24 protein-coding genes are annotated in these 26,999 nt (G+C 69.9%); 15 read left to right on the forward strand and 9 right to left on the reverse strand.

Going from position 1 to position 26,999, the window contains the following annotated elements; translation table 11 throughout:
• Positions 1-126: 126 nt before the first annotated feature.
• Together glnE and ABIC63_RS06895 are read left to right on the forward strand one after the other, a co-directional pair.
• Complete coding sequence (glnE, locus tag ABIC63_RS06890) at positions 127-2,862, forward strand: bifunctional [glutamate--ammonia ligase]-adenylyl-L-tyrosine phosphorylase/[glutamate--ammonia-ligase] adenylyltransferase (protein WP_354319183.1); 2,736 nt, start codon at positions 127-129, stop codon at positions 2,860-2,862.
• 31 nt (positions 2,863-2,893) lie between these two features.
• Positions 2,894-4,147, forward strand: a complete 1,254-nt coding sequence (locus tag ABIC63_RS06895) for a septal ring lytic transglycosylase RlpA family protein (RefSeq protein WP_354319184.1) — start codon at positions 2,894-2,896, stop codon at positions 4,145-4,147.
• Between the two features lie 58 nt (positions 4,148-4,205).
• On the opposite strand, the gene ABIC63_RS06900 is transcribed toward ABIC63_RS06895, so the two are convergent.
• Positions 4,206-5,069, reverse strand: a complete 864-nt coding sequence (locus ABIC63_RS06900; RefSeq protein WP_294366045.1) for a ferritin family protein — start codon at positions 5,067-5,069, stop codon at positions 4,206-4,208.
• 416 nt (positions 5,070-5,485) lie between these two features.
• Complete coding sequence (locus ABIC63_RS06905) at positions 5,486-6,100, reverse strand: glutathione S-transferase N-terminal domain-containing protein (RefSeq protein WP_294366043.1); 615 nt, start codon at positions 6,098-6,100, stop codon at positions 5,486-5,488.
• A 114-nt stretch (positions 6,101-6,214) separates the two neighbouring features.
• On the opposite strand from ABIC63_RS06905, the gene purB reads away from it, so the two are divergent.
• Together purB and ABIC63_RS06915 are read left to right on the forward strand one after the other, a co-directional pair.
• Positions 6,215-7,609 (forward strand): adenylosuccinate lyase, encoded by a 1,395-nt coding sequence (gene purB, locus ABIC63_RS06910; protein WP_076504976.1) that lies wholly within the window; start codon positions 6,215-6,217, stop codon positions 7,607-7,609.
• Positions 7,609-8,169 carry a YaeQ family protein gene (locus ABIC63_RS06915; protein ID WP_354319185.1) on the forward strand — a complete coding sequence of 187 codons (561 nt, stop codon included), beginning with the start codon at positions 7,609-7,611 and terminating at the stop codon, positions 8,167-8,169. Before purB ends, ABIC63_RS06915 begins: the two co-directional genes overlap by 1 nt.
• A gap of 164 nt (positions 8,170-8,333) precedes the next feature.
• Here the strand turns inward: ABIC63_RS06915 and ABIC63_RS06920 are convergent, their stop codons facing one another.
• Both ABIC63_RS06920 and ABIC63_RS06925 read right to left on the reverse strand, forming a co-directional pair.
• A complete protein-coding gene (locus ABIC63_RS06920; protein WP_294366037.1) occupies positions 8,334-8,639 on the reverse strand; it encodes a putative signal transducing protein in 306 nt (101 codons plus the stop codon).
• A gap of 18 nt (positions 8,640-8,657) precedes the next feature.
• The gene (locus ABIC63_RS06925) at positions 8,658-9,134 is read right to left on the reverse strand and encodes a DUF3717 domain-containing protein (RefSeq protein WP_294366036.1); all 477 of its coding nucleotides are present in this window, start codon (positions 9,132-9,134) and stop codon (positions 8,658-8,660) included.
• A 396-nt stretch (positions 9,135-9,530) separates the two neighbouring features.
• On the opposite strand from ABIC63_RS06925, the gene ABIC63_RS06930 reads away from it, so the two are divergent.
• The 3 genes from ABIC63_RS06930 (at position 9,531) to ABIC63_RS06940 (ending at position 11,221) form a co-directional block, all read left to right on the forward strand.
• Positions 9,531-10,256 carry a TerC family protein gene (locus ABIC63_RS06930; RefSeq protein ID WP_354319186.1) on the forward strand — a complete coding sequence of 242 codons (726 nt, stop codon included), beginning with the start codon at positions 9,531-9,533 and terminating at the stop codon, positions 10,254-10,256.
• 82 nt (positions 10,257-10,338) lie between these two features.
• Entirely contained in the window at positions 10,339-10,812 is a 474-nt protein-coding gene (locus tag ABIC63_RS06935; protein ID WP_354319187.1) for a hypothetical protein, read from the forward strand.
• 61 nt (positions 10,813-10,873) lie between these two features.
• Entirely contained in the window at positions 10,874-11,221 is a 348-nt protein-coding gene (locus tag ABIC63_RS06940) for a phage holin family protein (protein WP_043114101.1), read from the forward strand.
• Positions 11,222-11,388: 167 nt separating this feature from the next.
• Here the strand turns inward: ABIC63_RS06940 and ABIC63_RS06945 are convergent, their stop codons facing one another.
• A complete protein-coding gene (locus ABIC63_RS06945) occupies positions 11,389-12,996 on the reverse strand; it encodes a M48 family metalloprotease (RefSeq protein WP_502935852.1) in 1,608 nt (535 codons plus the stop codon).
• 92 nt (positions 12,997-13,088) lie between these two features.
• On the opposite strand from ABIC63_RS06945, the gene moaC reads away from it, so the two are divergent.
• Positions 13,089-13,571, forward strand: a complete 483-nt coding sequence (gene moaC / locus ABIC63_RS06950) for a cyclic pyranopterin monophosphate synthase MoaC (protein WP_354319188.1) — start codon at positions 13,089-13,091, stop codon at positions 13,569-13,571.
• 195 nt (positions 13,572-13,766) lie between these two features.
• On the opposite strand, the gene ABIC63_RS06955 is transcribed toward moaC, so the two are convergent.
• Positions 13,767-14,675, reverse strand: coding sequence for a LysR family transcriptional regulator (locus tag ABIC63_RS06955; protein WP_354319189.1), 909 nt, complete (start codon positions 14,673-14,675; stop codon positions 13,767-13,769).
• Positions 14,676-14,783: 108 nt separating this feature from the next.
• Between ABIC63_RS06955 and ABIC63_RS06960 the strand changes: the two genes are divergently transcribed.
• The 5 genes from ABIC63_RS06960 (at position 14,784) to ABIC63_RS06980 (ending at position 21,459) form a co-directional block, all read left to right on the forward strand.
• Complete coding sequence (locus ABIC63_RS06960) at positions 14,784-15,224, forward strand: PACE efflux transporter (protein WP_294366021.1); 441 nt, start codon at positions 14,784-14,786, stop codon at positions 15,222-15,224.
• Between the two features lie 271 nt (positions 15,225-15,495).
• Positions 15,496-18,213 (forward strand): methionine synthase, encoded by a 2,718-nt coding sequence (metH, locus tag ABIC63_RS06965; RefSeq protein ID WP_354319211.1) that lies wholly within the window; start codon positions 15,496-15,498, stop codon positions 18,211-18,213.
• Between the two features lie 49 nt (positions 18,214-18,262).
• Positions 18,263-20,032 (forward strand): ArnT family glycosyltransferase, encoded by a 1,770-nt coding sequence (locus ABIC63_RS06970; RefSeq protein ID WP_354319190.1) that lies wholly within the window; start codon positions 18,263-18,265, stop codon positions 20,030-20,032.
• A gap of 49 nt (positions 20,033-20,081) precedes the next feature.
• On the forward strand, positions 20,082-21,029 hold the full coding sequence (locus ABIC63_RS06975; protein ID WP_294366017.1) for a glycosyltransferase family 2 protein: 948 nt from the start codon (positions 20,082-20,084) through the stop codon (positions 21,027-21,029).
• Positions 21,030-21,063: 34 nt separating this feature from the next.
• Complete coding sequence (locus ABIC63_RS06980) at positions 21,064-21,459, forward strand: GtrA family protein (RefSeq protein WP_234193479.1); 396 nt, start codon at positions 21,064-21,066, stop codon at positions 21,457-21,459.
• An 18-nt stretch (positions 21,460-21,477) separates the two neighbouring features.
• On the opposite strand, the gene ABIC63_RS06985 is transcribed toward ABIC63_RS06980, so the two are convergent.
• The 3 genes from ABIC63_RS06985 to ABIC63_RS06995 are packed head-to-tail and all read right to left on the reverse strand — an operon-like array spanning position 21,478 to position 24,163.
• Entirely contained in the window at positions 21,478-22,677 is a 1,200-nt protein-coding gene (locus ABIC63_RS06985) for an amidohydrolase family protein (RefSeq protein WP_294366012.1), read from the reverse strand.
• Positions 22,623-23,384, reverse strand: a complete 762-nt coding sequence (locus ABIC63_RS06990; protein WP_294366010.1) for a TetR/AcrR family transcriptional regulator — start codon at positions 23,382-23,384, stop codon at positions 22,623-22,625. Before ABIC63_RS06990 ends, ABIC63_RS06985 begins: the two co-directional genes overlap by 55 nt.
• 5 nt (positions 23,385-23,389) lie before the next feature.
• A complete protein-coding gene (locus ABIC63_RS06995) occupies positions 23,390-24,163 on the reverse strand; it encodes a ferredoxin--NADP reductase (RefSeq protein WP_017758775.1) in 774 nt (257 codons plus the stop codon).
• Between the two features lie 289 nt (positions 24,164-24,452).
• On the opposite strand from ABIC63_RS06995, the gene ABIC63_RS07000 reads away from it, so the two are divergent.
• On the forward strand, positions 24,453-26,081 hold the full coding sequence (locus ABIC63_RS07000; protein ID WP_354319191.1) for a 6-hydroxynicotinate reductase: 1,629 nt from the start codon (positions 24,453-24,455) through the stop codon (positions 26,079-26,081).
• Between the two features lie 21 nt (positions 26,082-26,102).
• Entirely contained in the window at positions 26,103-26,993 is an 891-nt protein-coding gene (locus ABIC63_RS07005) for a UPF0280 family protein (protein ID WP_354319192.1), read from the forward strand.
• The last annotated feature ends 6 nt before the right edge of the window (positions 26,994-26,999 follow it).

The following is a 26,999-nucleotide window of genomic DNA, read 5'->3' on the forward strand; positions in this document are numbered from 1 at the left end:
AAGGATCGCGCTGTGTCGGAAATTATGACCGGCCGCCCCTGGCCCGGTTCCGAGCCGGCCGGCGGAGAAGGCCCCTCAAACCGTCCGATTTCGGAGCATGCGCAGCCGGCTGTCTCGTCGGCCGCCATGCCGCCCTCGCGAGGGCTTTCATCGGGCTCTCGTTTCGTGCAGCGGCTGCGCCGGCGCTATGCCGACGAACTGACGCTGCTGCCCCCCGGGGCGCCCCGCCGCCCCCATATGGAGAGCGCGCTCGCCGCATTGCGCGCGGCCGGCCGGCCCACGGGCGATGCGCTGCGCATCGTGCGCCAGCTGGTCATGGAGCGCCTGATCGCCCGCGACTGCGATGAGCGCGCGCCCCTCGAGGAAGTGCTGCTGGCCGTCACCGAGCTGGCCGAGTTCGCCCTCGACACCGCCTGCCGCGAGGCCTGCGCCGAACTCGACGCCGTGCATGGCGCGCCACGCACCGCCGACGGCCAGCGGGCCCAGCTGTGGATCGTGGGCATGGGCAAGCTGGGCGCGCGCGAACTCAACGTCTCCAGCGACATCGACCTCATCTACCTGTACGACCAGGACGGCGACACCGCTGGCGACGCCCAGGGCCGCGGCAGCATCGCCAACCAGGACTACTTCGGCCGCGCGGTCAAGCGCATCTACCAGCTGGTGGGCGACACCACCGAGCACGGCTTCGTCTTCCGTGTCGACCTGGCGCTGCGGCCCAACGGCAACTCGGGCCCCAGCGTGGTCTCGCTCGATGCCCTGGAGGAGTACTTCCAGGTCCAGGGCCGCGAATGGGAACGCTTCGCCTGGCTCAAGAGCCGCGTGGTGGCGCCCACGGCGGCCATCGAATCGGGCAGCGCCCAGGCCCTGCGCGGCGTGGTGCTGCCCTTCGTCTTCCGCCGCTACCTGGACTACAGCGTGTTCGACGCGCTGCGTTCGCTGCACCGCCAGATCCGCGAGCAGGCCATGCGCCGCAGCGCTGGCCGACCCGAGCGGGCCAATGACGTCAAGCTCTCGCGCGGCGGCATCCGCGAGATCGAATTCATCGTGCAGCTGCTGCAGGTGGTGCGCGGCGGGCAGTTTCCGGAGCTGCGCACGCGGCCCACGCTCGACGCCCTGCAGCGTCTGGCGCGTGCCGGCCTCATGCCCCAGGCCACGGCCGACGAGCTCGACCGCGCCTACCGCTTCCTGCGCCAGGTGGAGCACCGCATCCAGTACCTGGACGACCAGCAGACCCACATGCTGCCCGTGGCCGACGAAGACCTGCGCTGGATCTCCGCCACGCTGGACTTTCCGGACTGCTGTGCCTTCCTGGAGAAGCTGGACACCTACCGCGAGTTCGTGGCCCAGGAATTCGACACGCTGCTCGGCGGCGAAAAGCGCTGCAGCGGCGGCAGCTGCCAGCGCGGCGGCGCCGGCCAGCGTGCGGCGCCGCAGGATCTGGGTGAGCTGCTGGCCAGCCTGCCCGCGCCCTTCGCCGAGCGCGTGCGCCATTGGGCGGACAACCCGCGCATCGCCGCCCTGCGCGACGAGGCCCGCGCGCGGCTGCGGCAACTGGTGATCCGCACCGGCCGCTGGCTGCAGGAGGCCGAGGCCTCGACCGCAGGCGACCGTTGTGCCCATCCCGTGGACGCGGCGCTCCGATGGGCCGACTGGATCGAGCCGCTGCTGCGCCGCGAAAGCTACCTGGCGCTGCTGGTCGAGCGCCCCGGCGTGCACGAGCGCCTGCTGCGCCTGCTGGGCGCGGCCAAGTGGCCGGCGCGCTACCTGCTGCAGCACCCCGGCGTGATCGACGAACTCGCCAGCCCCGACATGCTGGCCGCGCGCTTCTCGGCCCCGGAGTTCGAGGGCGAGCTGGAAGCCCGCCACCGCTCGCTCTCGCGCACCGGCGAGGCCGACGAGGAGGCGCTGATGAACCTGTTGCGCCGCGCCCACCATGCCGAAGTCTTCCGCATCCTGGCGCGCGACCTCGAAGGCCGGCTGACGGTGGAGCAAGTGGCCGACGACCTGAGTGCGCTGGCCGACACCGTGCTGGCCATCACCGCGCGCTGGTGCTGGCCGCATGTGCGCAACCGGCACGCCGAACTGCCACGCTTCGCCGTCATCGGCTACGGCAAGCTCGGCGGCAAGGAGCTGGGCTACGGCAGCGACCTGGACATCGTGTTCGTCTATGAAGACGAGGACGAGCGCGCGCCCGAGGTCTACGCGGCCTACGTGCGCAAGCTCATCAACTGGCTGACCATCAAGACGCGCGAAGGCGACCTGTTCGAGATCGACACCGCGCTGCGGCCCAACGGCAACTCGGGCCTGCTGACCATCACCTTCGACGCCTACGAGAAGTACCAGCTGGGCCGCGGCAGCAACACCGCCTGGACCTGGGAACACCAGGCCATGACCCGCGCCCGCTATGTGCTGGGCAGCGCGGAGCTGGGCGCGCGCTTCAACGCGGTGCGTCACGCCGTCATCGCCGCCCCGCGTGACCGTGCCGCCCTGCGCAAGGAGATCGTCGCCATGCGCGAGAAGGTGCGCGCCGCCCACCCGGTGCGCCCTGGCCGCTTCGACGTCAAGCACAGCGCGGGCGGCATGGTGGACGCCGAGTTCGCCGTGCAGTACCTGGTGCTGGCCCATTCGGGCGAGGTACCGGCGCTGCTGGACAACGTGGGCAACATCGCGCTGCTGCAACGCGCCGAGGCCGCCGGCCTGCTGCCGGCCGGCGTGGGCCGCGCAGCCGGCGATGCCTACCGCGAGCTGCGCCGCCTGCAGCATCGCGCGCGGCTGGACGAAGCGCCCACGCAGGTGCCGCCCGAGCTGGCGGCCCGCGAGCGCGCCGCCATGCTGGCGCTGTGGGAGGCGGTCTTTGGCTGAGGCGGGCATGCGCGGCCACGCACCCGTCGGCATGCCTTTGCGGTGGGCGACCTGGACGGCGGCCTGCGTCGCCGCCGTGCTGGCCGGATGCGCCAGTGCGCCGCGCGATGGCCCGCCCCGCAATCCACCCGCGGGCCTGGCGCAGACGCCCGATGCCGAGCCTCGCGTCGAGCCCATCCGCGCAGAGGGCGGGACCAGCCGGCCCTACACCGTCGCCGGCCGCAGCTACACGCCCCTCACCGACGACCGGCCGCTGGTCGAGCGCGGTCTGGCCTCCTGGTACGGCCAGGGTTTCCATGCGCGCTCCACCGCGAACGGCGAGCCCTACGACATGTATGCCATGACGGCCGCCCATCGCACCATGCCGTTGCCGAGTTACGCGCGGGTGCGCAACCCGGCCAACGGGCGCGAGGTGATCGTGCGGGTGAACGACCGCGGCCCCTTCCGCGACGACCGCATCATCGACCTGAGCTACACGGCGGCGCTGCGGCTGGACCTGCTGCGCGGCGTGGCGCCGGTGGAAGTGGAGCGGCTGACCAACGAGGCGATCCGCACCGGCGCCTGGCGCCGGCCGTCGGACACGCAGCTGGCCGCGGCGCCGACGGCCGTCGCGTCGTCACGAGCGGTGGCGTCGTCGGCGCAGGCCGAGGCCGTGCCAGTGCCAGTGCCGGCGGCCTGGGTGCAGCCGGTCGCGGCGGTCCCGTCGAACGCAGCGGCGTCGCCTTCGACATCCGCACCCGTGCCGGTCTGGCGGCTGGCCCAGGCGTCCACGGCCGTGACCAGCGATGCGGCACCTGCACCAGCGGGGCCCGAACTGCCAGCAGCCATTGCGCCTGCAGCGTCACTGCCCGCCGAGCCGCCGCCGCGTTTCCGCAACATGGAAGTCGCGCCCCTGGCGCCGATGACGCCAGCGCCTGTGCCGGCGCCCGCGGCTGCTGCGCCAGCCTCGCCTGCTGCACCGACCGCAACGCTGCCCGGCTCGGCGGCCGCCCCTGGCGTGTCGCCACCGTCCGCCGCAGGCGCGGCAGCGTCTGCCTCGTCAGCCATCGCTGCAGGCGTATGGATGCAACTCGGTGCCTTCCGCGAACGCGATGGGGCGCAGACGCTGCTGGCGCGCGTGGCCGCCTCCCAGCCCGAACTGGCGGGCCGCCTGCGTATCGTCGAAGAAGCGGGGGCGCACAAGGTGCAGGTCGGCCCCTATGCCACGCGCGACGCCGCCCAGGCGGCGGTCGGACCCCTGCGCGGTGCGCTGGGCCTGTCGCCCTTCGCGGTGGAACGCCGCTGAAGGCCTGCCCCGACGGCTTCCGCCCCGGGCCGATCCGGGCGCAGCGGCCGAGTGCGGCTCAGGTGCCCTGCGGGGCGGGTCCGGCCGGCGAGCCGATCCGGCTCGTCAGTTCCTTGCGGTAGCGATTCAGGTCCTGCACCGTCTTGAAGCTGCGGTTGAACAGCAGCCCCAGGTTGTGCAGGATGCGCTCGCCCACCTTGCCTTCCCACACGGCGTCGAAGCGGATCTGCTGGTCGAGCCAGTGTTCCAGCCAGTCCGGATCGGGCATGCGGCTTTGCACCGTGTCGCGCGGGAACAGCGCCTTGTTGACGTGCAGGTTGGTCGGATGGAGCGCCTGGGCGGTGCGGCGGGCGCTGGCCATCAGCACGCCCACCTTGGCGAAAGCCGCACGCGCCTCGTCGCCGCACTTCTCGAGTGCACGGCGCATGTAGCGCAGGTAGGCGCCGCCGTGGCGCGCCTCGTCCTGCGAGAGCGTGGTGTAGATGTGCTTGATGACCGGCTCGCTGTGCCACTCGGCCGCGCGGCGGTACCAGTGGTTCAGCCGGATCTCGCCGCAGAAGTGCAGCATCAGCGTCTCCAGCGGCGGCGCGGGGTCGAAGTCGAAGCGCACCTGATGGAGTTCTTCCTCGCTGGGCACGCAGTCGGGGCGGAAGCGCCGCAGGTACTCCATCAGCACCAGCGAATGCTTCTGCTCCTCGAAGAACCAGATGGACATGAAGGCGCTGAAGTCGCTGTCGTGCCGGTTGTCCCGGAGGAACATCTCGGTCGCCGGCAGCGCCGCCCATTCGGTGATGGCATTCATCTTGATGGTCTGCGCCTGTTCGTCCGAAAGGCGCGCGCCGTCGAAATCTTGCCAGGGGATGTCGGTCGCCATGTCCCAGCGAACCGATTCGAGCTGCTTGAAGAGATCGGGGTAAAGCATGTCCGAAGGTCTGTGGGTGAACCTTGCATTGTCCCGGTCGCCCGGGCGCATCGGTGCCGTTGTCCGAGCCGCCGCGGGGTCTTCCGCCGTGCCGCGAAGACGGGCTTACGGAAATTTACAGACTCCCACGGGAACCATGGAAGTCGGCCTACGCTCGGAGAAAGGGTGAGCGCGGACCATTCCGCTCAACGGTTTTCGATGCTGCGAGATCTTCCGGATTCAGAGCCGGTCGAAGCATCCCGAGGCGACTCTTCTCCTCCTCCCTCCCTCCCTCCTTCGTGTCGGGATATCTCGCAGCATCTTTTTAACAATTGGCACCGGTGCCCGGCAGCGTCGCAGTGCCCTCCCCGAGGCGCGATTTCCATCGCGCCTTTTTCTTTGGCGCAGGGGCGCCGCTGCGACGGGTGAGGCGGCGCTCAGCGGGGGGCCGTGTCCTTGATGCTCGGCCGCTGGTGGAGCTTGTCGCACAGGCGGGCCAGCGAAGGATGCTCCGCCCGCCAGTCCAGGTCGGGAAAGCGGAAGCCGATCCAGTCTAGGGCGCAAACGACCGCGATGTCCGAAAGGCTCAGATGGATGCCGCTGCAGAAGGGCTTGTCGCCCAGGCCCTTGGCCATGGCGGCGATGCCGGCCTCGACCTTGCCGCGCTGGCGGTCCATCCAGGCCTGGCTACGCTCGCTGTCGGCGCGCTTGGGCCAGACGGCTTCCATGCGCCAGAGCACCCCGGCGTCCATCACGCCGTCGGCCAGGGCTTCCCAGGTCTTCACCTCGGCGCGCTCCCGGCCCGAGGCGGGGATGAGCTTGCCCACCGGCGACAGGGTGTCGAGGTACTCGACGATCACGCGCGAGTCGAACATGGCGTCGCCGCCGTCCATCACCAGGCAGGGCACCTTGCCCAGGGGGTTGGAGGTGGCGATGGTGGTGTCGTCGGCCCACACGTCTTCCTGCACGAACTCGTAGTCCAGGCGCTTCTCGGCCATGACGACGCGCACCTTACGCACGTAGGGGCTGGACGTCGATCCGATGAGTTTCATGCAGGCAGGATCCTCGAAAGTGGGCCAGGGGAGGCGGGGCGCGGCGGATTCTAGAGGGAGCGCCGCCGGGCCGCCCCAGGCGCCTGCCGCCAAGGCGCCACCTACAATCCCGGGATGAGTTTCGCGCCCGTTTCCGCCCTTTCGCCCCTCGATGGCCGCTATGCCGGCAAGCTCGCGCCGCTTCGCCCGCTGATGAGCGAGCAGGGCTACATGCACCGCCGCGTCCAGGTCGAAGTGGCCTGGTTCATCGCCCTGTCCGATGCCGGTTTCGCCGAGTTCAAGCCGCTGACGCCGGGCGCCCGCAAGTACCTGATGGGCCTGGTCTCGCACTTCTCCGAGGCCGACGCGCTGGCCATCAAGGAGATCGAGAAGACCACCAACCACGACGTCAAGGCCGTGGAGTACTGGATCAAGTCCAAGTTCGAGGCCCGGCCCGAGCTGGAGTCCGCCGCCGAGTTCGTGCACTTCGCCTGCACCAGCGAGGACATCAACAACACCAGCCATGCGCTGCAGATCCAGGCCGCGCGCGACCAGGTGGTGCTGCCGGCGCTGGACGGCATCCTCGCCACGCTGCGCAAGATGGCTGGGGACTTCGCCGCCGTGCCCATGCTCAGCCGCACCCACGGCCAGACCGCCAGCCCGACGACCGTGGGCAAGGAGATCGCCAACGTCGCGGTGCGCCTGGCCAAGGCGCGCGAGCAGATCGCCGCGGTCAAGCTCATGGGCAAGATGAACGGCGCCGTGGGCAACTACAACGCCCACCTGGCCGCCTGGCCCGACTTCGACTGGGAGGCCTTCAGCCGCAAGGTGGTCGAGACGCCGGCGCCGCAGGGCCTGGGTCTGGTCTTCCAGCCCTTCAGCATCCAGATCGAGCCGCACGACTACATGGCCGAGCTGTTCGACGCGCTGGCGCGGGCCAACACCATCCTGGTCGACTTCTCGCGCGATGTGTGGGGCTACATCAGCCTGGGCTACTTCAAGCAGCGGCTCAAGGCGGGCGAGATCGGCTCGTCGACCATGCCGCACAAGGTCAATCCGATCGACTTCGAGAACGCCGAAGGCAACCTGGGCCTGGCCAATGCGCTGCTGCGCCACCTGTCGGAAAAGCTGCCCATCAGCCGCTGGCAGCGCGACCTGACCGATTCGACCGTGCTGCGCAACGTTGGCGTGGCCTTCGGCTATGCCGTGCTGGCGTATGCCAGCCTGGCCACCGGCCTGGGCAAGCTGGAGCTCAACGAAGCGGCCCTGGCCGAGGATCTGGACAGCAGCTGGGAAGTGCTGGCCGAGCCGATCCAGACCGTGATGCGCCGCTACGGCGTGGCGGGCGCCTACGAGAAGCTCAAGGAAGTGACCCGCGGCCAGGCGGTGACGGCCGAGGCGCTGCACGGGCTGATCCGCTCGCTCGAGATCCCCGAGGCCGAGAAGGAGCGACTGCTGGCGATGACGCCCGGCAGCTACACCGGCAAGGCGGCCGAGCTGGCCCGACGCGTGGGCGGCGGCCAAGCCTGATGGCGCTCAAGTCCACCATCTTCAAGGCCAACCTGGCCGTGGCCGACATCGACCACGGCTACTACGCCGACCATGCGCTGACCCTGGCCCGCCATCCGAGCGAGACCGACGAACGCATGATGATCCGCCTAGCGGCGCTGGCCCTTCAGGCGCACCAGCTGCAGGCCATGTGCGGCGGCGACGGCCAGCTGGCCTTCGGCGCCGGCCTGTCCGACCCGGACGAGCCCGACGTCTGGCTGCGCGACTTCACCGGTCGCACGCGGCTGTGGATCGAGGTGGGCCAGCCCGAGGACAAGCCGGTGACCAAGGCCTGCGGCAAGGCGGACCAGGTGGTGGTTTACGCCTTCGCCAGCTCCGCCGAGGTCTGGTGGCGCGGCATCGAGACCAAGCTGACCCGGCCGCAGAACCTGCAGGTCTGGCGCATTCCGACGGCTGCGTCGCAGCAGTTGGCAGCCTTGGCCCAGCGCAGCATGCAGTTGCAGGCCACGGTCCAGGAGGGCGTGCTGATGCTTGGCGACGGCGAGCGCTCCGTCGACATCGAACCCCAGCGCTTGAAATGAACACCCCCCATGCCGCTTCGCGGCTCCCCCCTCTCTGTCGCCTTCGGCTCGGAGGGGGGCGCACCCAGAGGCCTGGCGGAGCCAGTTCCTCGGGTGCCCTGGCGTGGCGTGCCGAGAGCCCTCGGCGACTGCCTACGTAGAGCTGTTGGGGGGCAGTAGGGCGCTCAAAGCCCCGGCATCGGCGCGCCGCAGTTCCAGCACTGCTCGAAGCCGCCTTCCACGAACTCCCCGCAGCGGCAGTGCCACTGGCGCTGCGGGGGTCGCTGCAGCGCGCCCAGCAGGCGCAGGGCGCGGCTGTGGTCGTCGTCGTGCTCGACCCACAGCTCCGGCAGGCACTGGTCCGGCGGCAACTGGCCGGCGGCGGCGCCCAGGTACTCGCGCTGCACGCTCACCGACAGCCCCTGTGCCCGCAGGGCATCGGCCCACAGGGTGGCCAATGCCAGATTGGGGGCCTGGGCCAGGCGGCGCATGGGCGTACGGGGATTCGCTCAGGGTGTCGGATCGCCGACCGCCGGCGCGGCGGGGTCCGAGGGCGGCGGCTCGTCTGCGGCAGGCGCATCCGCCTCACGCGCACGTTCGGCATAGCGGTTGAAGCGCCACGCCGTGTCCTGCATGGTGATGCGGCGCCAGGTCTGCCGCTTCTCGGCCGGGCTCATCGCAGGCCAGTGCTGCACCTCGTCGAAGCTGCGGCCGCAGCCCTTGCATTCGTCGTCGCCCTGGCTGGTCGAGCAGATGGCGATGCACGGCGTGTCGGGGGTGGTCTCATACCAGGCCGCCCACGCCGCCCAGGCCTTCGGCGGAAAGCCGAACTCGTCGGCCTCGTCCTCGCGGTGGAAGACCATCAGCGCATAGACCTCGGCCAGCGCGCGCACCTCGGGTGCCAGGCTGATGCCGTCGGGCGATGGCTTCAGTCGCCGCCAGTGGTTGATGGCGGCCTCGATGTCGGTGATGTGGATGCCGGCCATGCAGGAGGAAACGTGGCGACCGCGACGGCCGGAATGCCGTCTTGATCGAAATGAGGGCCGGCGATCTTATCGCCATGGTTCCCGCCTTGCGCCTCGCGAGGGCGCTGTGTTCCAATCGCGCCGTTCGAAGGGGAGTAGCTCCCGGCCCGGCCCCACGCCGGCGCTGTCGGTCCTGTCGTCAGTACGAAGCGCAAGCTTCCGGCAGTTCCGGGTCCGGTATCCGCAAAGGAGCCGTTCCGAGCAAGACCTTTGATGAGCCCGCTTCGGGCTGATCAAGGCCGTCCTTCGGTTCCATGGTGCACCCCTCGGTGCACCTTCCTCGATCAGCCCGCAGCGGGCTGCCCTCCCCGGCAGGCGCCAGCCGCCTGCTCATCGGTCACAGGTATTGAGGAATCTATGGACTTTCTGACTTCTCCCGAGTTCTGGGTCGCACTCGGGCAGATCATCATCATCGACATCCTGCTGGGTGGCGACAACGCGGTCGTGATCGCGCTGGCCTGCCGCAAGCTGCCGCCCGCGCAGCGCACCAAGGGCATCATCTGGGGCACCGCCGGTGCCATCATCCTGCGGGTGGTGCTCATCGCCTTCGCGATGACGCTGCTGAATCTGCCCTTCCTGAAGCTGGTCGGCGCATTGCTGCTGGTGTGGATCGGCATCAAGCTGCTGGCGCCCGATGAAGAGGGCCACGGCGAGGTCGCGAGCAGCGACCGCCTGTTCGCCGCCATCAAGACCATCATCGTGGCCGACCTGGTGATGAGCGTGGACAACGTCATCGCCATCGCCGGCGCCGCCCAGAACGCCGGCGACCACTCGCTGCTGCTGGTGGTGCTGGGCCTCGTGATCTCGATCCCGATCATCGTTTGGGGCAGCCAGCTGGTCATCAAGCTGATGGAGCGCTATCCGCTGATCATCACCCTCGGCGGCATGCTGCTGGGCTGGATCGCCGGCGGCATGCTGGTCACCGATCCGGTGCTGGCCAACCCCGACCGCTGGCAGTGGATGCTGAAGCTGCCGCAGACCGACGTGATCAGGTATGGTGCCCAGATCGCTGGCGCGCTGCTGGTGCTGGCCATCGGCAAGGCCGTGCTGGCCCGCCGCAGCAAGCAGGTGGCCGTGCATTGATCGCGCCCGAGGCCGGCTGAACCTTTTCGGTGGGCCGGCCTCCTTCTGTCATCCCCACTTTCCCGGCCCAAGGAGCCCCTCGATGGACAAGATCATCCTGTACGTGGACGACGCGGCCTATGCCGTGGAACACCTGGACCAGCTGGCACCGGCCGCGCCGGACCGGCACTGGATCGTGGTGGCCTGCGCGCCGCGCATGACCCACCGCATCAGCAAGTGGGTGAGCCACAGCGCGCGCGAGAACTGGCGCGCCAAGTGGTTCGCCCGCGTGCAGGAAGCGCTGGGGCCCCTGCTGGCCCGCGAGGGCGCGCAGACCACCGCCGTGCTGGCCAAGGGGCCGCTGGTCGAACTGACGCAGCGTCTGCATCTGGAGCACGGCGCGGCCCGCGTGGTGGATGCGCGCCGTCCCCGCATCGGCTCGGCCATGGAGCCCCTGGTGCCGGCGGCGGCGGATTCGGCGCCTCGCCGTCCGCTCGTTCCGGGCGCACGTGCGCTGCCGGGTGGCCTGGCGGGGCTGGCCGCCTTCCTGCTGCTGGCGTCCGGCCTGGCTGACTGAGCGGCGTGCCGGCCGGGCCGGCATGCTGCCCGCCGTCAGGTCCACCGGCTATGCTGGCGCCATGCGATTGATCCTCAAATGGGTGCTCAGCGCCTTGGCGCTGCTGATGGTCACCTACCTCTATGGCGGGGTGCAGATCTCGGGATTCGGCAGCGCGATGATCGCCGCGGCCGTGCTCGCGCTGCTCAACGTCTTCGTGCGGCCCGTGCTGGTGATCCTGACCCTGCCGGTCACGCTGGTCACGCTCGGGCTGTTCCTCTTCGTCGTGAACGCGCTGATCTTCTGGATGGCCTCGGGACTGCTCCCCGGTTTCCATGTCGACGGCTTCTGGGCGGCGCTGTTCGGCTCGCTGCTGTACTCGATCTTCGGCGTGATCATCGAGGCCGCCATCGGCGCCAGCCGGCGCTGAATAGTGAAACACCCCCCATGCCGCTTTGCGGCTCCCCCCCTCACTGGCGCCTTCGGCTTGGAGGGGGGCGCACCCAGAGGCCCGGCAAAGCCGGTTCCTCGGGTGCCCTGGCATGGCCTGCTCCGCGGCCACTCGATCCTTGTTGCTGCGGCGCTGACGCGGCCAGCCTACATCGGCTTCTCTTCCATCTGCTCGCGCGCGAGGCGTTCGATCTCGCGCGCACGCACGTCCACGATCGAGGCCTCGATGTGGTCGACGCGGCCGCCCTTGGCGGTGGTCTCGCGCACGTAGTCCTGGGCCGCGCGGAAGCGGTCGCGTGCCGCCACGTAGTCCAGCTGGGCGACCTGCGCCTCGGCTTCGGCGCGGATGGCGCGCAGGGTGTCGCCTTCCACGTCGTACAGCCCGCCGAGCAGCCGCCACACGGTCGCGTCGCGCGGATGCGTGGCCACCCAGTCGCGCAGCACCGGCGCGGCCTCCGCGGCATGGGTCCGGGTCAGCAGGGCGGCCTGGCCGGCCATCAGCATCTCGCCACGGGTCCTGGCGCGCACGTCGAGCAGCGCGACCGCCGCGGGCGCATTGCCGGCGCCCATCTCGATCTCGGCCGCCAGCAGCCGCGCCAGCCGGGCCGGCTCGCCGGCCGTGCCGACCTGCGTGCGCAGCTTCTGCGCCAGGCTGCGCGCAGCGGGCAGATCGCGCAGCTCCCTGGCGGCCATGGCGCCCGCATAGAGGGTGCCGGCGGTGGCCGCACTGGCAGGTGCCGTGCTGCCCTGCGCGGCCTGCACCCACTGGCGCAGCAGGTCCACGCCCGGGCGGCCCAGCACGCGGGCACGGGCCGCGATCATGGCGTGCTCGGGTGTCAGGGCCACGGTCGGCGGGGGCGCCCCTTCGCGGAACTGCACGCGCGCCTGCATCTCGGTGATGCGCTCGCTGGTCAGCGGGTGGCTGCGCAGGTAGGGATAGCTGCCGTTGTCGTTCAGCCGCGAGGCGTACTGCAGCTTCTCGAACATGACGGCGGCGCCCTGCGGCGCGAAGCCGGCCTGGCTCATCACGCCGAAGCCGATGCGGTCGGCCTCGCGCTCCATGTCGCGGGAGAAGTCCAGCTGCTTCTGCATGGCCATGGCCTGGCCGCCCACCATCATGGCCGAGCCCAGGTCGCCACCGCTGCGGCCGCTCTTGCTCATCGCCAGGCCGCCCAGCAGCATGGCCGCCAGCATCAGCGGCATCTGCCGGCTCTGCTGCGTGAGCATGCGCGAGATGTGTCGCTGCGTGACGTGGGTGAGCTCGTGGGCCAGCACCGAGGCGAGCTCGTCGCGGCTGCCCACCACGGCGATGAGCCCCGTGTTCACGCCGAGGTAGCCGCCGGGCAACGCGAAAGCATTGATGCTGCGGTCGCGGCCGATCAGCAGCACCCAGGCGAAGCGTTCGTCCAGCTCGGGCGTGAGCTCGCCGCGCTGGCGGGCCGCGGCCAGCAGCGGCTGCCAGATGCCCTGGACGTAGTCGGCGAGCACCGGGTCGTCGATGAAATCCGGGTCACGGTAGAGCTCGCGGGCGATGCGGTCGCCCAGTTCGCGCTCGGTGCCGGTGCTCATTTCGGCGCCATCGCCCAGGCCGGGCAGCGGGCGGGCCGGCGTCAGGGTCTGGGCATGGAGGGGCACAGCAGTGAGTTGGGCGCCCGCCAGGGCCACGGCCAGCGCGACGCGCGCAGCCCGCCGCGGTCGTCGCGGCCCAGGCAGCGAAGAGATACCGCGCGCAGCGGCGGACGGCGGGGCAGGCATGTCGCGGAGGGTGGCAGAAGACGGCATCGGACGCGGCATCGGTGGCTTTTTCCGGCCCGTATGATGCGCCTCCCGCCGGATCGTTCAGCCCCATGTCCTCACCCCTCACCCATTTCGACGCCCAGGGCCAGGCCCACATGGTGGACGTGGCGGCCAAGCCGGCCACGCACCGCACCGCGATCGCGGAAGGGCGCATCCGCATGCAGGCGGCCACGCTGGCGCTGGTCGAGTCGGGCACGGCCAAGAAGGGCGACGTGCTGGGCGTGGCGCGCATCGCCGGCATCCAGGCGGCCAAGAAGACCAGCGACCTGATCCCGCTGTGCCATCCGCTGGCCATCACCCGCGTGGCGGTCGAGTTCGAGACCGAGCCGGGCGACGTGCCCGCCGTGCGCTGCCGCGCGACGGTCGAGACGGTGGGCCCGACGGGCGTCGAGATGGAAGCACTCACCGCCGTGCAGGTGGCGCTGCTGACCATCTACGACATGTGCAAGGCGGCCGACCGCGGCATGGTGATCGACGGTGTGCAGGTGCTGGAGAAGCACGGCGGGAAGTCGGGCTCGTACATCGCGCGCTGACATCCCCATGCCGCTTCGCGGTCGCCTTCGGCTTGGAGGGGGCGCACCCAGAGGCCTGGCAAAGCCAGTTCCTCGGGTGCCCGGGCATGGCCTGCTCCGACGCCTGTTGATCGTCAGCGCGCGGCCGTAGCAAGCGCAAGGCGTGGCTTCGCATTCGGAGTCCGAAGGGCCAGGCCGCTGGGAGGATGAGCGCCTTCAGCTTCCGTCGCGTTCCTCCTCGTCTGGCCGCTTGCGCCGCAGCGCCTCGATCACCTGCCGCGCCCCTAGCCCCAGCGGCCGCTCCTTGGACCAGACCACATCCACCCACAGGTCCAGCCGGTTGCTGAGGTTCTCGAAGGGGATCTCCACCAGCGCACCCGCCGCCACATGCGGCTGCACGGAGGGCCGGGGCAACCAGCCCCAGCCCAGGCCGGCCGTCAGCAGGCTCAGCGCCGCCAGCGCGTTGTCGGTGCGCCAGGTGTGACGGGCGAACACGGTGCGCGGATCGCGCTGCGCCGGGTCGCGGCCGGCCACCACGATCTGGCGGGTGTCGATCAGGTGTTGCTCGCGCAGGCGGCCGCCGGCGGCGACCAGCACCGGATGGTCGGGTGCCATCACGGCGACCAGCGTCTCGGTCGCCACCTCCTGGAAGCCCTCGCGGCCATCGAGGCTGGGCCGCTCGAAGACCAGTGCGAGCTGCGCCCGGCCGCTGTGCAGCAGGGCCAGCGCGTCGGCCTGCGGGGCCGCGAGCACCTCCACCTCCAGGGATGGATGCGTCTGCGCCAGTGCGGCCAGCGGCTGGCTCCAGGGGCCGCTCAGCAGTTCCGGCGCGATGGCGAGCGTCAGCCGCTCCTCCAGCCCTTGCGTCAGGGCCAGCGCCTGCACCTCCAGCGCCTTGAGCTGGGCGGCGAGCAGCCGGGCCTGCGGTTCCAGCGAGCGGGCGGCGGCGGTGGGGCGCGGTTCGCGGCCGCTGCGGTCGAAGAGCGGCAGGTCCAGCTCGGCCTCGAGCTGGGCGATGCCCATGCTCACCGCCGAGGGCACGCGCCGCAAGGCGCGGGCGGCCGCCGAGAAGGAACCGTGGTCGAGCACCGCGAGGAAGAGGGCGACGTCGTCGCTGTTGAGCATGCCGATCTTTCAGTAAATCTGAAAGAAGCTGACTTTATGTGTCAGTGCGGGAGAAATAAAGTGACACCGTCATCCAACGTGTTTCGAGCAGACAGAAAGAAGAAAGCCATGCAGGGCATCAAGCGCCGCGTCGTCTACATCAGCCTCTACGAAGGCATCGCCATCGTGGTGGCCAGCCTGGGGCTGGCCTGGATGTCGGGGCAGGGCGTGGGCCATTCCGGCGTGGTGGCGGTGATGGCCTCGGCCATTGCCATCGCCTGGAACCTGCTGTTCAACACCCTGTTCGAGCGCTGGGAGGCGCGCCAGGCCAAGCGCGGCCGCAGCTTGGGCCGCCGGGTGGCGCATGCCATCGGCTTCGAGGGCGGGCTGGTGATGCTGCTGGTGCCCACCATCGCCTGGTGGCTGGAGATCAGCCTGTGGGACGCGTTGGTGATGGACCTGGCGCTGGTGGTGTTCTTCCTGGTCTATACCTTCGTCTTCAACTGGGTGTTCGACGCGGTGTTCGGGCTGCCCGCCTCGGCGGCCGCACGGCCGGCCAGCGCCACCTGAGGGCTGCCGCGCCGCGCTGACGGAGGCCGGGGTGCGCGCCGGTCTTTCGGGGTTATCCCGGGTCGAGCCCTATAAAATCCGCGCTCCCCGCGCAAGGAGCGTTGCAACGGCGGGCCCCGGCACACCACCTGCGGTGGCGCCCGAGCGGCCCGGACCGTGAGGCTTGGCGGGACCGGACGCCGGCCGCCAGGCGCCGGCTGCAACGACGCTCACCTGATTCCCGCCCCCAGGTGTGCCGTCCATGAGTTCCTCCGCCCCTTCCGTTCCCCCGATGCTGCTGTCCGGCCTGGAGCCGGTCGTCATCGACGCGGGCACGCTGTTCGTCAACATCGGCGAGCGCACCAACGTCACGGGCTCCAAGGCCTTCGCCCGCATGATCCTGAACGGCCAGTTCGAGGAAGCACTGGCCGTGGCCCGCCAGCAGGTGGAGAACGGCGCCCAGGTGATCGACATCAACATGGACGAGGCCATGCTCGACAGCAAGGCGGCCATGGTGCGCTTCCTGAACCTGATCGCCAGCGAGCCCGACATCGCGCGCGTGCCGATCATGGTGGACAGTTCCAAGTGGGAGGTGATCGAGGCCGGCCTGCGCTGCATCCAGGGCAAGGGCATCGTCAACTCCATCTCCATGAAGGAGGGCGTGGACAAGTTCAAGCACGAGGCGCGGCTGATCCGCCGCTACGGCGCCGCCGCCGTGGTGATGGCCTTCGACGAGCAGGGCCAGGCCGACACCTATGCCCGCAAGATCGAGATCTGCGAGCGGGCCTACCGCGTGCTGGTCGACGAGGTGGGCTTTCCGCCCGAGGACATCATCTTCGACCCCAACATCTTCGCGGTGGCCACGGGCATCGAGGAGCACAACAACTACGCCGTCGATTTCATCGAGGCCACGCGCTGGATCAAGGCCAACCTGCCGGGCGCCAAGGTGTCGGGCGGCGTGTCGAACGTGAGCTTCAGCTTCCGCGGCAACGACCCGGTGCGCGAGGCGATCCACACGGTCTTCCTGTACCACGCCATCCAGGCGGGCATGGACATGGGCATCGTCAACGCCGGCATGGTGGGCGTGTACGACGACCTCGAGCCGCAGCTGCGGGAGCGCGTGGAAGACGTGGTGCTCAACCGGCGCCCCGACGCCGGCGAGCGCCTGGTCGAGATCGCCGAGACCGCCCGCAGCGGCGCCAAGGACGAGAGCAAGAAGCTCGAATGGCGCGGCACGCCCGAACAGCCGAAGTCCGTGGACGAGCGCCTGGCCCACGCGCTGGTGCACGGCATCACCGACTTCATCGTCGAGGACACCGAAGAAGCCTACCAGGCCATCGTGGCCCAGCCGGGCGGCCGGCCGCTGCACGTCATCGAAGGCCCACTGATGGATGGCATGAACATCGTGGGCGACCTGTTCGGCGCCGGCAAGATGTTCCTGCCGCAGGTGGTCAAGAGCGCCCGCGTGATGAAGCAGGCCGTGGCCCACCTCATTCCCTACATCGAAGAAGAGAAGAAGCGCGACGAGGCCGCGGGCCGCGACGTGCGCAGCAAGGGCAAGATCGTCATCGCCACCGTCAAGGGCGACGTGCACGACATCGGCAAGAACATCGTCACCGTCGTGCTCCAGTGCAACAACTTCGAGGTGGTGAACATGGGCGTGATGGTCCCGTGCCACGAGATCCTGGCCCGCGCCAAGGTCGAGGGCGCGGACATCGTCGGCCTGTCGGGCCTGATCACGCCCAGCCTCGAAGAGATGCAGTACGTGGCCGGCGAGATGCAGAAGGACGAGCACTTCCGCGTCAAGAAGATCCCGCTGCTGATCGGCGGCGCCACCACCAGCCGGGTGCACACGGCCGTGAAGATCGCCCCGCACTACGAAGGCCCCGTGGTCTACGTGCCCGATGCCTCGCGCAGCGTGAGCGTGGCGCAGAGCCTGCTGTCGGAGCAGGCGGCGAACTACATCGCCGAGCTCAACGCCGACTACGACAAGGTGCGCCAGCAGCATGCCAACAAGAAGCAGGTGCCGCTGTGGCCGCTGCCCAAGGCGCGCGCCAACAAGACGCCCATCGACTGGACGGGCTACCAGCCGCCCAAGCCCAAGTTCATCGGCCGGCGCATGTTCCGCAACTACGACCTGGCGGACCTGGCCAAGTACATCGACTGGGGCCCCTTCTTCCAGACCTGGGACCTGGCCGGGCCCTTCCCGCAGATCCTGAAGGACGAGATCGTCGGCACCGAGGCCCAGCGCGTGTTCAGCGACGGCAAGCGCATGCTGCAGCGGCTGATCGAAGGCCGCTGGCTCACGGCCAATGCGGTGGTGGGGTTCTGGCCGGCCAACACCGAGCGCGACGACGACATCGTGCTGTATGCCGACGAGTTGCGCCAGACGCCGCTGCTCACCTGGTACGGCCTGCGCCAGCAGACCGAGAAGCAGGCGGTGGACGGCGTGATGCGCCCCAGCCGCTGCCTGGCCGACTTCGTGGCGCCGCGCGATTCGGGCGTGGCCGACTACGTGGGCGCCTTCGCCGTCACGGCGGGCATCGGCGCCGAGAAGCGCGAGAAGTACTTCCTCGACGACCTGGACGACTACTCGGCCATCATGTTCAAGGCCCTGGCCGACCGCCTGGCCGAAGCCTTTGCCGAGGCGCTGCACCACCGCGTGCGCCTGGACCTCTGGGGCTATGCCGCCGACGAGCAGCTGAGCAATGACGAGATGATCAAGGAGCAGTACCGCGGCATCCGCCCGGCGCCGGGCTATCCGGCCTGCCCGGATCACAGCGTCAAGGGACCGATGTTCGAGCTGCTGCAGTGCGCCGAGATCGGCATGGGCCTGACTGAATCGCTGGCGATGACGCCGGCGGCCAGCGTGTCCGGCTTCTACCTGAGCCATCCCGAGAGCACCTACTTCAACGTCGGCAAGATCGGGCACGACCAGCTGCAGGACCAGGCAGCACGTCGCCGGCTCGCGGAATCCGAGCTAGAGCGGCTCTTGGCGCCGAACCTCTGAAGCGGAGGCTGCCATTCTTCTCCTGCTGCAGAAGCTGAGCTTCACGGCCGTGCACCTGCTCGGCCTGGCCGTGGTGCTGCTGGCGCTCTGGGGTGCGGGCGATGCCGTCATGCGCCGGCTGTGGGCTGGCGCGCCCGGCACGCCGGGGCGCGACGACCCCTGGCTGCGCATGGCGCTGTCCGCCGCCACCGGCCTCGGCCTGGCGATCGTGGCGCTGCAGGCGCTGGGCGTCGCGGGCGCGCTGCGGCCGCCGGGCACTCTGGCGCTGCTGGCCATCGGGCTCGTGCTGGCCCTCTGGCGCCTGCCTGCCCAGTGGCGGCTGCTGCTGACCCTGCCGCCGGGCCCGCCGCTGGGCCGCGCCGAGCGCGTGGCGACCGTGGTTGCCATCGGGGCCTTCGTCATCAGCCTGTTCGAGCCGATGGCACCGCCGCATGCCTTCGACGAGATGATGTACCACCTGCCCTATGCGCGGCAGGTGGCGGAGAGCGGCGCGCTGGGCATTCACGACTGGCTGCGCTACCCCTGGTTCCCCTACAACTACGACCTGCTCTATGCGGCCGCGCTGCCGCTGGCGGGCGACGTGTTCCCGCACCTGCTGCATGCACTGGGCGGCTGGCTGGCGGCTGCGCTGGTGTGGCGCCTGGCCGTGACGCACACCGACCGCATCTGCGCCGCGATTGCGGCGGCGGTGTGGCTGATGATGGGCGAGTTCTTCAACGCCCTCATCGACATGGGCGTGGCGCTGTTCGTGGTGGCGGCCTTCACCGTGCTCTGGTTGTGGTGGAGCACGCCGGTCACGCCGGCGCAGCCGCGGCGGCCGGCGCGCTGGCTGGGCCTGGCCGCCTTCTACCTGGGCGTTGCGGCGGGCAGCAAGTACCAGGCGCTCACCTTCCTGCCGCTGGTGGCCGTGTGCGTGGCCTGGCGCGAGCGCCGGCCAGGGCCCTGGCTCCTGGCCCTGGGCTGCTTCCTGCTGCCGTGCCTCTACTGGTTCGGCCGCAACTGGCTGCAGACGGGCGATCCGTTCAATCCCATCGGCGCCAAGGTGTTCGGCTTCACCAACTGGAGCCTGGACGACTACCAGCGCCAGGTCGACGACGTGCGTGCCCACGCAGCCCTGCCCAACGTCATGCTGTGGCCGGCGCTGCTGGTGCCCTTCGCGGCGGTCTGGAAGACGCGGCCCGCGGTGCGCGCCGCGGCGCTGTTCGGCGCCTGGTCGGTGCTGGTGTGGCTGGCCACCTCGCGCTATCCGCGCTACATGGCGGCCTCGTTCCCGATCCTGGCCTGGCTGGGCGCGATCGGCTGGTGCCAGCTGTGGCGCTGGGCCGCTGCCGCGCTGCAGCGGCACGTCGGCGACCGGGCGCGCGCCCGGTCGGTGGCCGGGCTCGGCGTCGCCCTTCTGTCCGTGCTCGTCGTCGCCGGCGGGGTGCGGCTGTGGAACCACGTCCGCCAGATCGCGCCCACGCCCGAGACGCGCGAGGCCTTCCTGGCCCGCAACGTGCCGGGTTACGTGGTGCTGAGCTGGCTGCGCGCGCATCCGCAGCCCGGCCGCCTCTATCAGGTGGGTCTGAGCGACGCGATCTACTTCGCGCCCAACCCGGTCTGGGGCGATGTGTTCGGTCCCTACCGCTACGTCGACTTCCTGCTGCTGCCCGCCCCCGAGATGGCGCGCAAGTTGGTGCAGCACGGCTTCGGTACCATCGTCGTCCAGACGGCGCTCGGGCCCTATGTCGATGGCAAGCCCGGCTTCGAGCACCACTTCAAGCTGCTGGTCGAGCGCGATGGCGTGAAGGCGTACCGGATCGTCCCGGACCCGTCCTGATGCCTCGGCCGCTCTTCCGCTGCCTCGTCACCACCACCGATCTGCCCGCATGCGCATTGCCGCCGTCATTCCCTGCTACAACGAAGCCCTGGCCATCGCCCAGGTGATCGAAGGCTTCCGCACCCATCTGCCGCAGGCCCAGGTGCATGTGTTCGACAACGCGTCCAGCGACGACACCGCCGCCGTGGCCCGGGCCCATGGGGCGCGGGTGACCACCGTGCGCCTGCGCGGCAAGGGCAACGTGGTGCGGCGCATGTTCGCCGACGTCGAGGCCGACATCTACATCATGGTCGACGGCGACGCCACCTACGACCTGGCCCGGCTGCCCGAGATGATCGACATGCTGGTGCAGGGCAACCTCGACATGGTGGTGGGCGCCCGGCAGGACGATCAACAAGACGCGCAGACCTACCGCCGCGGCCATCGCCTCGGCAACCGCATGCTGACGGGGGCCGTGGTCAAGCTCTTCGGCGGAGAGTTCAGCGACATGCTGTCGGGCCTGCGCGTCTTCTCGCGCCGGTATGTGAAGTCCTTCCCGGCGCTGTCGCAGGGCTTCGAGACCGAGACCGAGCTCACGGTGCATGCGCTGGAACTGCGCATGCCCTGGGACGAGCTGCCGGTGCGCTATCTCGCGCGTCCCGAAGGCTCGGAAAGCAAGCTGTCGACCTACCGCGACGGCTGGCGCATCCTGGTCACCATCACCAAGCTGTTCGTGAGCGAGCGGCCGCTGCTGTTCTTCATGATCGTGACGGCGGTATTGGCGCTGGCCTCGCTGGGCCTGGCCTTCCCGCTGCTGCTGACCTACCTGCACACCGGGCTGGTGCCGCGCCTGCCCACCGCGGTGCTGGCCACCGGCCTGATGCTCGCCGCCATGCTGTCGGCCAGCTGCGGCGCCGTGCTGCGCACCGTCACGCTGGGTCGCCGCGAGGTCAAGCGCATCGCCTACCTCGCCATTCCCGGCGCGGCGCGGCTGGCAACGCCGGCGAGCGTGCAGTGAACGTCCGCCCGGCTGGTCCGGCGAAAGTGCTGCGGTGATCTCCGGCCCGCTGCTGCGCCGCCTGCTGAGCTTCGGCATCGCGGGCGTCATCGGCTTCGCCGTCGATGCCGGCCTGCTGTACCTGCTGGCGCCGCATGTGGGCTGGTATGCGGGGCGGGTGCTGTCCTTCTGGGGCGCGGCCACGGCCACCTGGCTGATCAACCGGCGCTTCACCTTTGCCGATGGCGCGCGGCGCCTGCCGCTGTGGCACGAATACCTGCGCTACCTCGCCGCCATGCTGGGCGGCGCCCTCGTCAACTACGCGGCCTACGTGGCCGTGCTGCATGCGCTGCAGGGCCCGGCGGCACCGCTGCTCGGCGTGGCCGCCGGCAGCATCGCCGGCATGGGCGTCAACTACCTGTCGGCGCGCTACCTGGTCTTCAGACGCTGAGCCGGGCGGCGCGCCGACTCAATGCGCGCCGGACACGACCACGGGCACTTCCGTGGCGGGCGGCGTGTTGCGGCTGCGGCCGCAGCGCACGATGCCGTCGATCATCACCATGCCCACGCCCGGCAGGTCGCCCAGCTGCACGCTTTCGAGCAGCGTGCGGCCGGCCGTGTGCTGGGCGCGGTCCAGGAAGACGAAGTCGGCCGCATAGCCCTTGTCGATCAGGCCGCAGTTGAGCTTGCGCATGCGGGCCGTGTTGCCGGTGGCGAAGCAGAACACCAGCTCGGCCGGGATGTTGGCCAGCGACGAGAGCATGGCGATCATGCGCAGGATGCCCAGCGGCTGCACGCCCGAGCCGGCCGGGCCGTCGGTGCCCAGGATCACGCGGTGCGGGCACTTGAGTTCGAGCGCCGCCCTGGCCGCCGCGATGGCCACGCGCTCGTTGCCGTTGTGCACGATCTCGATGCCGCGGGTGCTCTTCTCGCACAGCTCGCACACATGCGCCTCGGGCAGCGAGGTATGGCCGCCGTTGATGTGGCCGATGATGTCGGCGTCGGCCTCCAGCACCACGTCCTTGTCGATCAGGCCCGAGCCCGGGATCGACGGGCCGCCCGTGTGGATGGTGCTCTGGATGCCGTACTTGCGGGCCCAGGCCACCATCTCCTTGGCCTCGTAGCCGGCCTTGACGCTGCCCAGGCCCACTTCGCCCAGCAGGCCGACGCCGGCCTCGGCCAGTTCCTTGAAGTCGCTCTCGACCATGCCCTTTTCGATGACCGGCGCGCCGGCCAGCACCTTCACGCCGCCGGGGCGGAAGGCGTCGAAGGCGCGCTGCGCGGTGATGGCCAGGGCCTTGAGGCCCACGATGTCCTTGGGCCGTCCGGGGTAGTGCACCTCGCCGGCGGAGATCATGGTGGTGACGCCGCCATTCATGCTGGACTCGATCCAGTTGAGCTGGCTCTGGCGCGGCGTCCAGTCGCCGGCCACGGGGTGCACGTGGCTGTCGATCAGGCCCGGCGCCACGCAGGTCTGGCGCGCGTCGATGACGGTGGTGGCGCCTTCGACATCGCAATCCTTGTAGCGGCCGACGGCGGCGATCAGGCCGTCCTCGACCACGATGGTGTCGGCCTGCAGGATGGGCTGGTCGATGTCGCCCGAGAGCAGCAGCCCTATGTTCTGGATGACGACCTTGCCCGACTTGCCGGCGGCGGCGACTTCTGCCATTTTTGGATGTCCTTGTCGTGGGGGGATGGGGATTCGTTCGTGTCGTCCTGCCGCACTGCGCGCAGCACCGTCTCGGTCACGAAGACCTCCCAGTGCTGGGCGGCGTCGGGCGCATCGAGCTGCTCGCCCAGGAAGCTGGCGAGCGTGTAGCGGTTGGACATGTAGAAGTAGCCCGTCGCCGCGATCAGCAGGTACACGTCGCGCGCGGCCAGGTCGGGACGGAACAGGCCCTGGGCCGCACCGCTTTCCAGGATCGAGGCGATCACCGCCACCGCCCGCGACGAGTATTCGCGCGCGCGCACCGACTTGGCGATGTGCCGGCCCTTGTGCAGGTTCTCGGTGTTGAGCAGGGTGACGAAGTCGGGATTGCGCCGGTAGTAGCCCAGCACGAAGCGGATCACCTCGGTCAGCGCCTCGACCGGGCGGGCCATGTCCAGCGCCATGGCGGCCTCGGCCTCGTCCATGCGCTGGTAGATGCCCTCCAGCACGGCCACGAACAGGCCTTCCTTGCTGCCGAAGTAGTAATAGATCATCCGGTCGTACGACTTGGCCGCGCGCGAGATCTTCTCCACGCTGCCGCCCTCGTAGCCGTACCTGGCGAACACCTTGGTGGCCGCACGCAGGATGGCCTCGCGCGAGGCCTGCGCCTGCGCCTCGCGCACGCCGGTCTTGCGCTGCGGCTTGGCGGGCGTCTTGCGCGTGGCCACCTGGGTTACTTCTCTACAAAGGCACGTTCGACAACGTAGTCGCCGGGGGTGGTCGTGTTGCCTTCGTGGAAGCCGCGCTGCTCCAGGATCAGCTTCATGTCGGCCAGCAGCATCGGGCTGCCGCACAGCATCACGCGGTCTTCCGCGGGGTTGAGCGGCGGCAGGCCCAGGTCGTCGGTGAGCTTGTTGCTGGTGATCAGGTCCGTGATGCGGCCCTGGTTGCGGAAGGGCTCGCGCGTGACGGTGGGGTAGTACAGCAGCTGCTCGCTCACCATCTCGCCCAGGAACTCGTGGTGCGGCAGGTCCTGCGTGATGGTGTCGTGGTAGGCCAGCTCGGCCACCTCGCGCACGCCGTGCACCAGGATCACCTTCTCGAACTTCTCGTAGGTCTCGGGGTCGCGGATCACGCTCAGGAAGGGCGCCACGCCGGTGCCGGTGCCGAACAGGTACAGGCGCTTGCCGGGCAGGGTGTAGTCGATCAGCAGCGTGCCTGTGGGCTTGCGGCCCACCACGATGGTGTCGCCGACCTTGATGTGCTGCAGCCGGGAGGTGAGCGGGCCGTCGGGCACCTTGATGCTCAGGAACTCGAGGTGCTCCTCGTAGTTCGCGCTCACGATGCTGTAGGCACGCAGCAGCGGCTTGCCGTCGACCTTGAGGCCGATCATCGTGAAGTGCCCGTTGGAAAAGCGCAGGGCAGGGTCGCGCGTGGTGGTGAAGCTGAACAGGCGGTCGGTCCAGTGGTGGACGGTCAGGACGCGTTCTTCGGCGAAGGCACTCATAAGCTAATAACCAAATGAAAGGGAAGCTGGCGGGTGGCACGAGGGCATGCGCATCAGGCTTGCGGCGCCACTGGCTGGTGCTGCCCATTTTCGTTCACGACGCACCAGGAAGGGGAGTCGTGCACTCTGGAAAACACCCATGCAAGCATCGCGCCGGGCCGCTAGATTCGTTTCATGTAGCGATCACAACATGAATATGGAGCGGATGCTACACAAACGGTGCATCGCCGCCAAGCCGATTTCCGGCATGCTTGTTGCACACACAGGCCGCGTTGCACGAAAGCCCACGATGACAGAACACACCAAGACCGACGGCCTGCCCGGCATCGACGTGCCGGCCCTGCCCACCACGCCCGACGGCCTGGGCCGCGCCCCCGCGCGCAACGAGCGCATGAGCACGAGCAAGGTCGAATGCAATGCCTGCCCGGTGCTGTGCCAGATCTCCGAAGGCCGCACCGGCGCATGCGACCGCTACGCCAACCGCGAGGGCGTGCTGGTGCGCACCGACCCGGTGGTGATGCTGCGGCGCGAGCTCGACTCGCCCGAGCCGGCCCTGGTGCCCTTCGCCCGGCCGGCGGCCGACACCGTCGAAGCCGCCGCGGCCGATGCACCGCAGGACGACTGGAACGGCGACCTGCTGCTGGCCGACCAGGTCTTCGTCACCGGCATCGGCAGTTCCACCACCTACCCCGACTACAAGCCCGCGCCCTTCATCGTGGCCTCCAAGGCGCAGGGCGTGGACATGGTCACCGTGGTCACCGAAGGCATCTTCAGCTACTGCAGCGTGAAGGTGAAGATCGACACCGACCGCTTCCTCGGCAGCGAGCAGGCCAACGTGCGCTACAAGGGCGAGGTGGTGGGCCATGTGACCACGGCCGAGTACGGCTCGCAGATGCTGTCGCTGGGCGGCGTGCACCACCTCACTGGCGGCAGCAAGAAGGAAGGCCGCATGACGCTGGAGATGATGCAGCGGCTGTGCAACAAGCAGGCGGCCGAATGCACCATCGACGGCGGCGCCAGCCTTGTGATCCAGGCCGGCCGCGCGCCCATCGTCAACGGCGTCGAAGAGCAGCGCATGCGCGTGGGCTGCGGCTCGGCCACGGTGGGCATCTTCGCCAAGCAGCTGCTGGGCCTGGCCGACGAGGTGGTGGTGGTCGACGACCACATCACCGGCGTGCTCACCGAGCACCAGGCCGGCCGCTGCCTGGCCATGCCGCCCTCGGGCATCCAGATGCGTGGGCGCAAGTCCACGCCCGGACGCTACTTCCAGGTCGCCAATCCGGGCAGTGGCTGGGGCGGCACCGACATCGCCGACCCGCTGGCCATCATCGAAGGCTGGGAGCCCGGCGTGGCCAGGCCGGGCCTCAAGCTGCTGATGACCTCCACCACCGGCGAGCAGGCCGAGTGGTACGTGCTGGACGACGCGCTGCGCCCCGTGCCGCAGCCCATGCCCGAAGCCGTGCGCAAGGTGGTCGAGCGCATCGGCGAGAACTGCGAGCCCTCGCTTACCACGGTGCTCTTCCTGGGCGGCGCGGGCGGCAGTCTGCGTGCGGGCGTGACCGAGAACCCGATCCTGCTCACGCGGGCGATCAAGCGCGCGCTGGTCAACGTGACCTGCGGCGGCGCGCCGGCCTATGTGTGGCCAGGGGGTGGCATCACGGTGATGGCCGATGTCATGCGCATGCCCGACAACAGCTTCGGCACCGTGCCCACGCCGGCCATCATCGCGCCCATCGAATTCAGCATGCGGCTGCAGGACTACGCAGACCTGGGTGGCCACATGGAGCATGTGATGTCGCTGGAGCAGGCACTGCGCCGCGGCGCCTGGCAGGACGACGGCGCGCCGCTTGCTCGCCGCTTTGTCGGCCAGGCCAGCGACAACCCGTGGCCGCTGGGCCACAAGCCCATGCTGGGCTGATCTCTCGCGCCGCAGCCACGCATGCCCGCCCAACGCCAAGCCCTCGATGCCCAGCGCTGGCACTGGCACCACGGTCCCATGGACCTCGTGGTCCAGGCCGAGGGCGAGCCGCGCACCGTGGCCGAGGCGCACGAGGCGGCCTGGGCGCGCTTCGAAGGCCTGCTGGACGAACTGGTGGCCGAGCTGCCCGCGCTGCGTCGCCCGGTATCCGAGCATGCCAGCCTGCATGGACCCGTGGCGCGACGCATGCAGGCGGCCTGCCTGCCCTTCCTGCCCGCCTTCATTACGCCGATGGCGGCCGTGGCGGGCTCGGTGGCGCAGGAGCTGATCGCCTTCTACCAGCGGCCTGACATTGCGCGGGCCTGGATCAACAACGGCGGTGACATCGCACTGCATCTCGCGCCCGGCACCGAGGTGCGGGTCGGCCTCTACGCGGACCTCGCCCGCTTCGACCCGCGCGACGCCGAGCGCCTGCGCACCGACGGGCAGTTCCGCGTTGCCGCCGCAGACCCGGTGCGGGGCATCGCCACCAGTGGCTGGCGCGGCCGCAGCTTCTCCCTGGGCATCGCCGACAGCGTGACCATCCTGGCGGCGACTGCCGCGCAGGCTGATGCGGCGGCATCCATCGTCGCCAACGCCGTCGATGCGGACCACCCCGCCATCGAGCGTTGCCCCGCCAACGAATGCAAGGACGACAGCGACCTCGGTGCGCTGCCCGTCACCGTGCAGGTGCCGCCGCTGCCCACCACCGTGGTGCGCGATGCGGTCGAATCGGGGCTGCGACGCGCGACGGAACTGCAGTCGCACGGCCTCATCCACGCCGCCGTGATCGTGTGCCAAGGGCAATGGAGAGTGCTGTCGGCACGCGACGAGGCCGTCCTGGCGCCGGCCGTTGGTTCAGTATTTGCTTAACGAATT

It is taken from the genome of Pseudacidovorax sp. 1753 (genome assembly GCF_040544975.1).
GTDB lineage: Bacteria > Pseudomonadota > Gammaproteobacteria > Burkholderiales > Burkholderiaceae_C > Xenophilus.

Coding starts and splice junctions, on each gene's coding strand:
- ABIC63_RS06995 (WP_017758775.1), bottom strand. CDS start 24,163: ATGAGTGCCTTCGCCGAAGAACGCGTCCTGACCGTCCACCACTGGACC.
- ABIC63_RS06960 (WP_294366021.1), top strand. CDS start 14,784: ATGCAGGGCATCAAGCGCCGCGTCGTCTACATCAGCCTCTACGAAGGC.
- ABIC63_RS06930 (WP_354319186.1), top strand. CDS start 9,531: ATGGACTTTCTGACTTCTCCCGAGTTCTGGGTCGCACTCGGGCAGATC.
- ABIC63_RS06905 (WP_294366043.1), bottom strand. CDS start 6,100: ATGAAACTCATCGGATCGACGTCCAGCCCCTACGTGCGTAAGGTGCGC.
- purB (WP_076504976.1), top strand. CDS start 6,215: ATGAGTTTCGCGCCCGTTTCCGCCCTTTCGCCCCTCGATGGCCGCTAT.
- ABIC63_RS06945 (WP_502935852.1), bottom strand. CDS start 12,996: ATGCCTGCCCCGCCGTCCGCCGCTGCGCGCGGTATCTCTTCGCTGCCT.
- ABIC63_RS06900 (WP_294366045.1), bottom strand. CDS start 5,069: ATGCTTTACCCCGATCTCTTCAAGCAGCTCGAATCGGTTCGCTGGGAC.
- ABIC63_RS06935 (WP_354319187.1), top strand. CDS start 10,339: ATGGACAAGATCATCCTGTACGTGGACGACGCGGCCTATGCCGTGGAA.
- ABIC63_RS06985 (WP_294366012.1), bottom strand. CDS start 22,677: ATGGCAGAAGTCGCCGCCGCCGGCAAGTCGGGCAAGGTCGTCATCCAG.
- ABIC63_RS07005 (WP_354319192.1), top strand. CDS start 26,103: ATGCCCGCCCAACGCCAAGCCCTCGATGCCCAGCGCTGGCACTGGCAC.
- ABIC63_RS06920 (WP_294366037.1), bottom strand. CDS start 8,639: ATGCGCCGCCTGGCCCAGGCCCCCAATCTGGCATTGGCCACCCTGTGG.
- ABIC63_RS06975 (WP_294366017.1), top strand. CDS start 20,082: ATGCGCATTGCCGCCGTCATTCCCTGCTACAACGAAGCCCTGGCCATC.
- ABIC63_RS06895 (WP_354319184.1), top strand. CDS start 2,894: ATGCCTTTGCGGTGGGCGACCTGGACGGCGGCCTGCGTCGCCGCCGTG.
- glnE (WP_354319183.1), top strand. CDS start 127: ATGCCGCCCTCGCGAGGGCTTTCATCGGGCTCTCGTTTCGTGCAGCGG.
- ABIC63_RS06915 (WP_354319185.1), top strand. CDS start 7,609: ATGGCGCTCAAGTCCACCATCTTCAAGGCCAACCTGGCCGTGGCCGAC.
- moaC (WP_354319188.1), top strand. CDS start 13,089: ATGTCCTCACCCCTCACCCATTTCGACGCCCAGGGCCAGGCCCACATG.
- ABIC63_RS06955 (WP_354319189.1), bottom strand. CDS start 14,675: ATGCTCAACAGCGACGACGTCGCCCTCTTCCTCGCGGTGCTCGACCAC.
- ABIC63_RS06925 (WP_294366036.1), bottom strand. CDS start 9,134: ATGGCCGGCATCCACATCACCGACATCGAGGCCGCCATCAACCACTGG.
- ABIC63_RS07000 (WP_354319191.1), top strand. CDS start 24,453: ATGACAGAACACACCAAGACCGACGGCCTGCCCGGCATCGACGTGCCG.
- metH (WP_354319211.1), top strand. CDS start 15,496: ATGCTGCTGTCCGGCCTGGAGCCGGTCGTCATCGACGCGGGCACGCTG.
- ABIC63_RS06940 (WP_043114101.1), top strand. CDS start 10,874: ATGCGATTGATCCTCAAATGGGTGCTCAGCGCCTTGGCGCTGCTGATG.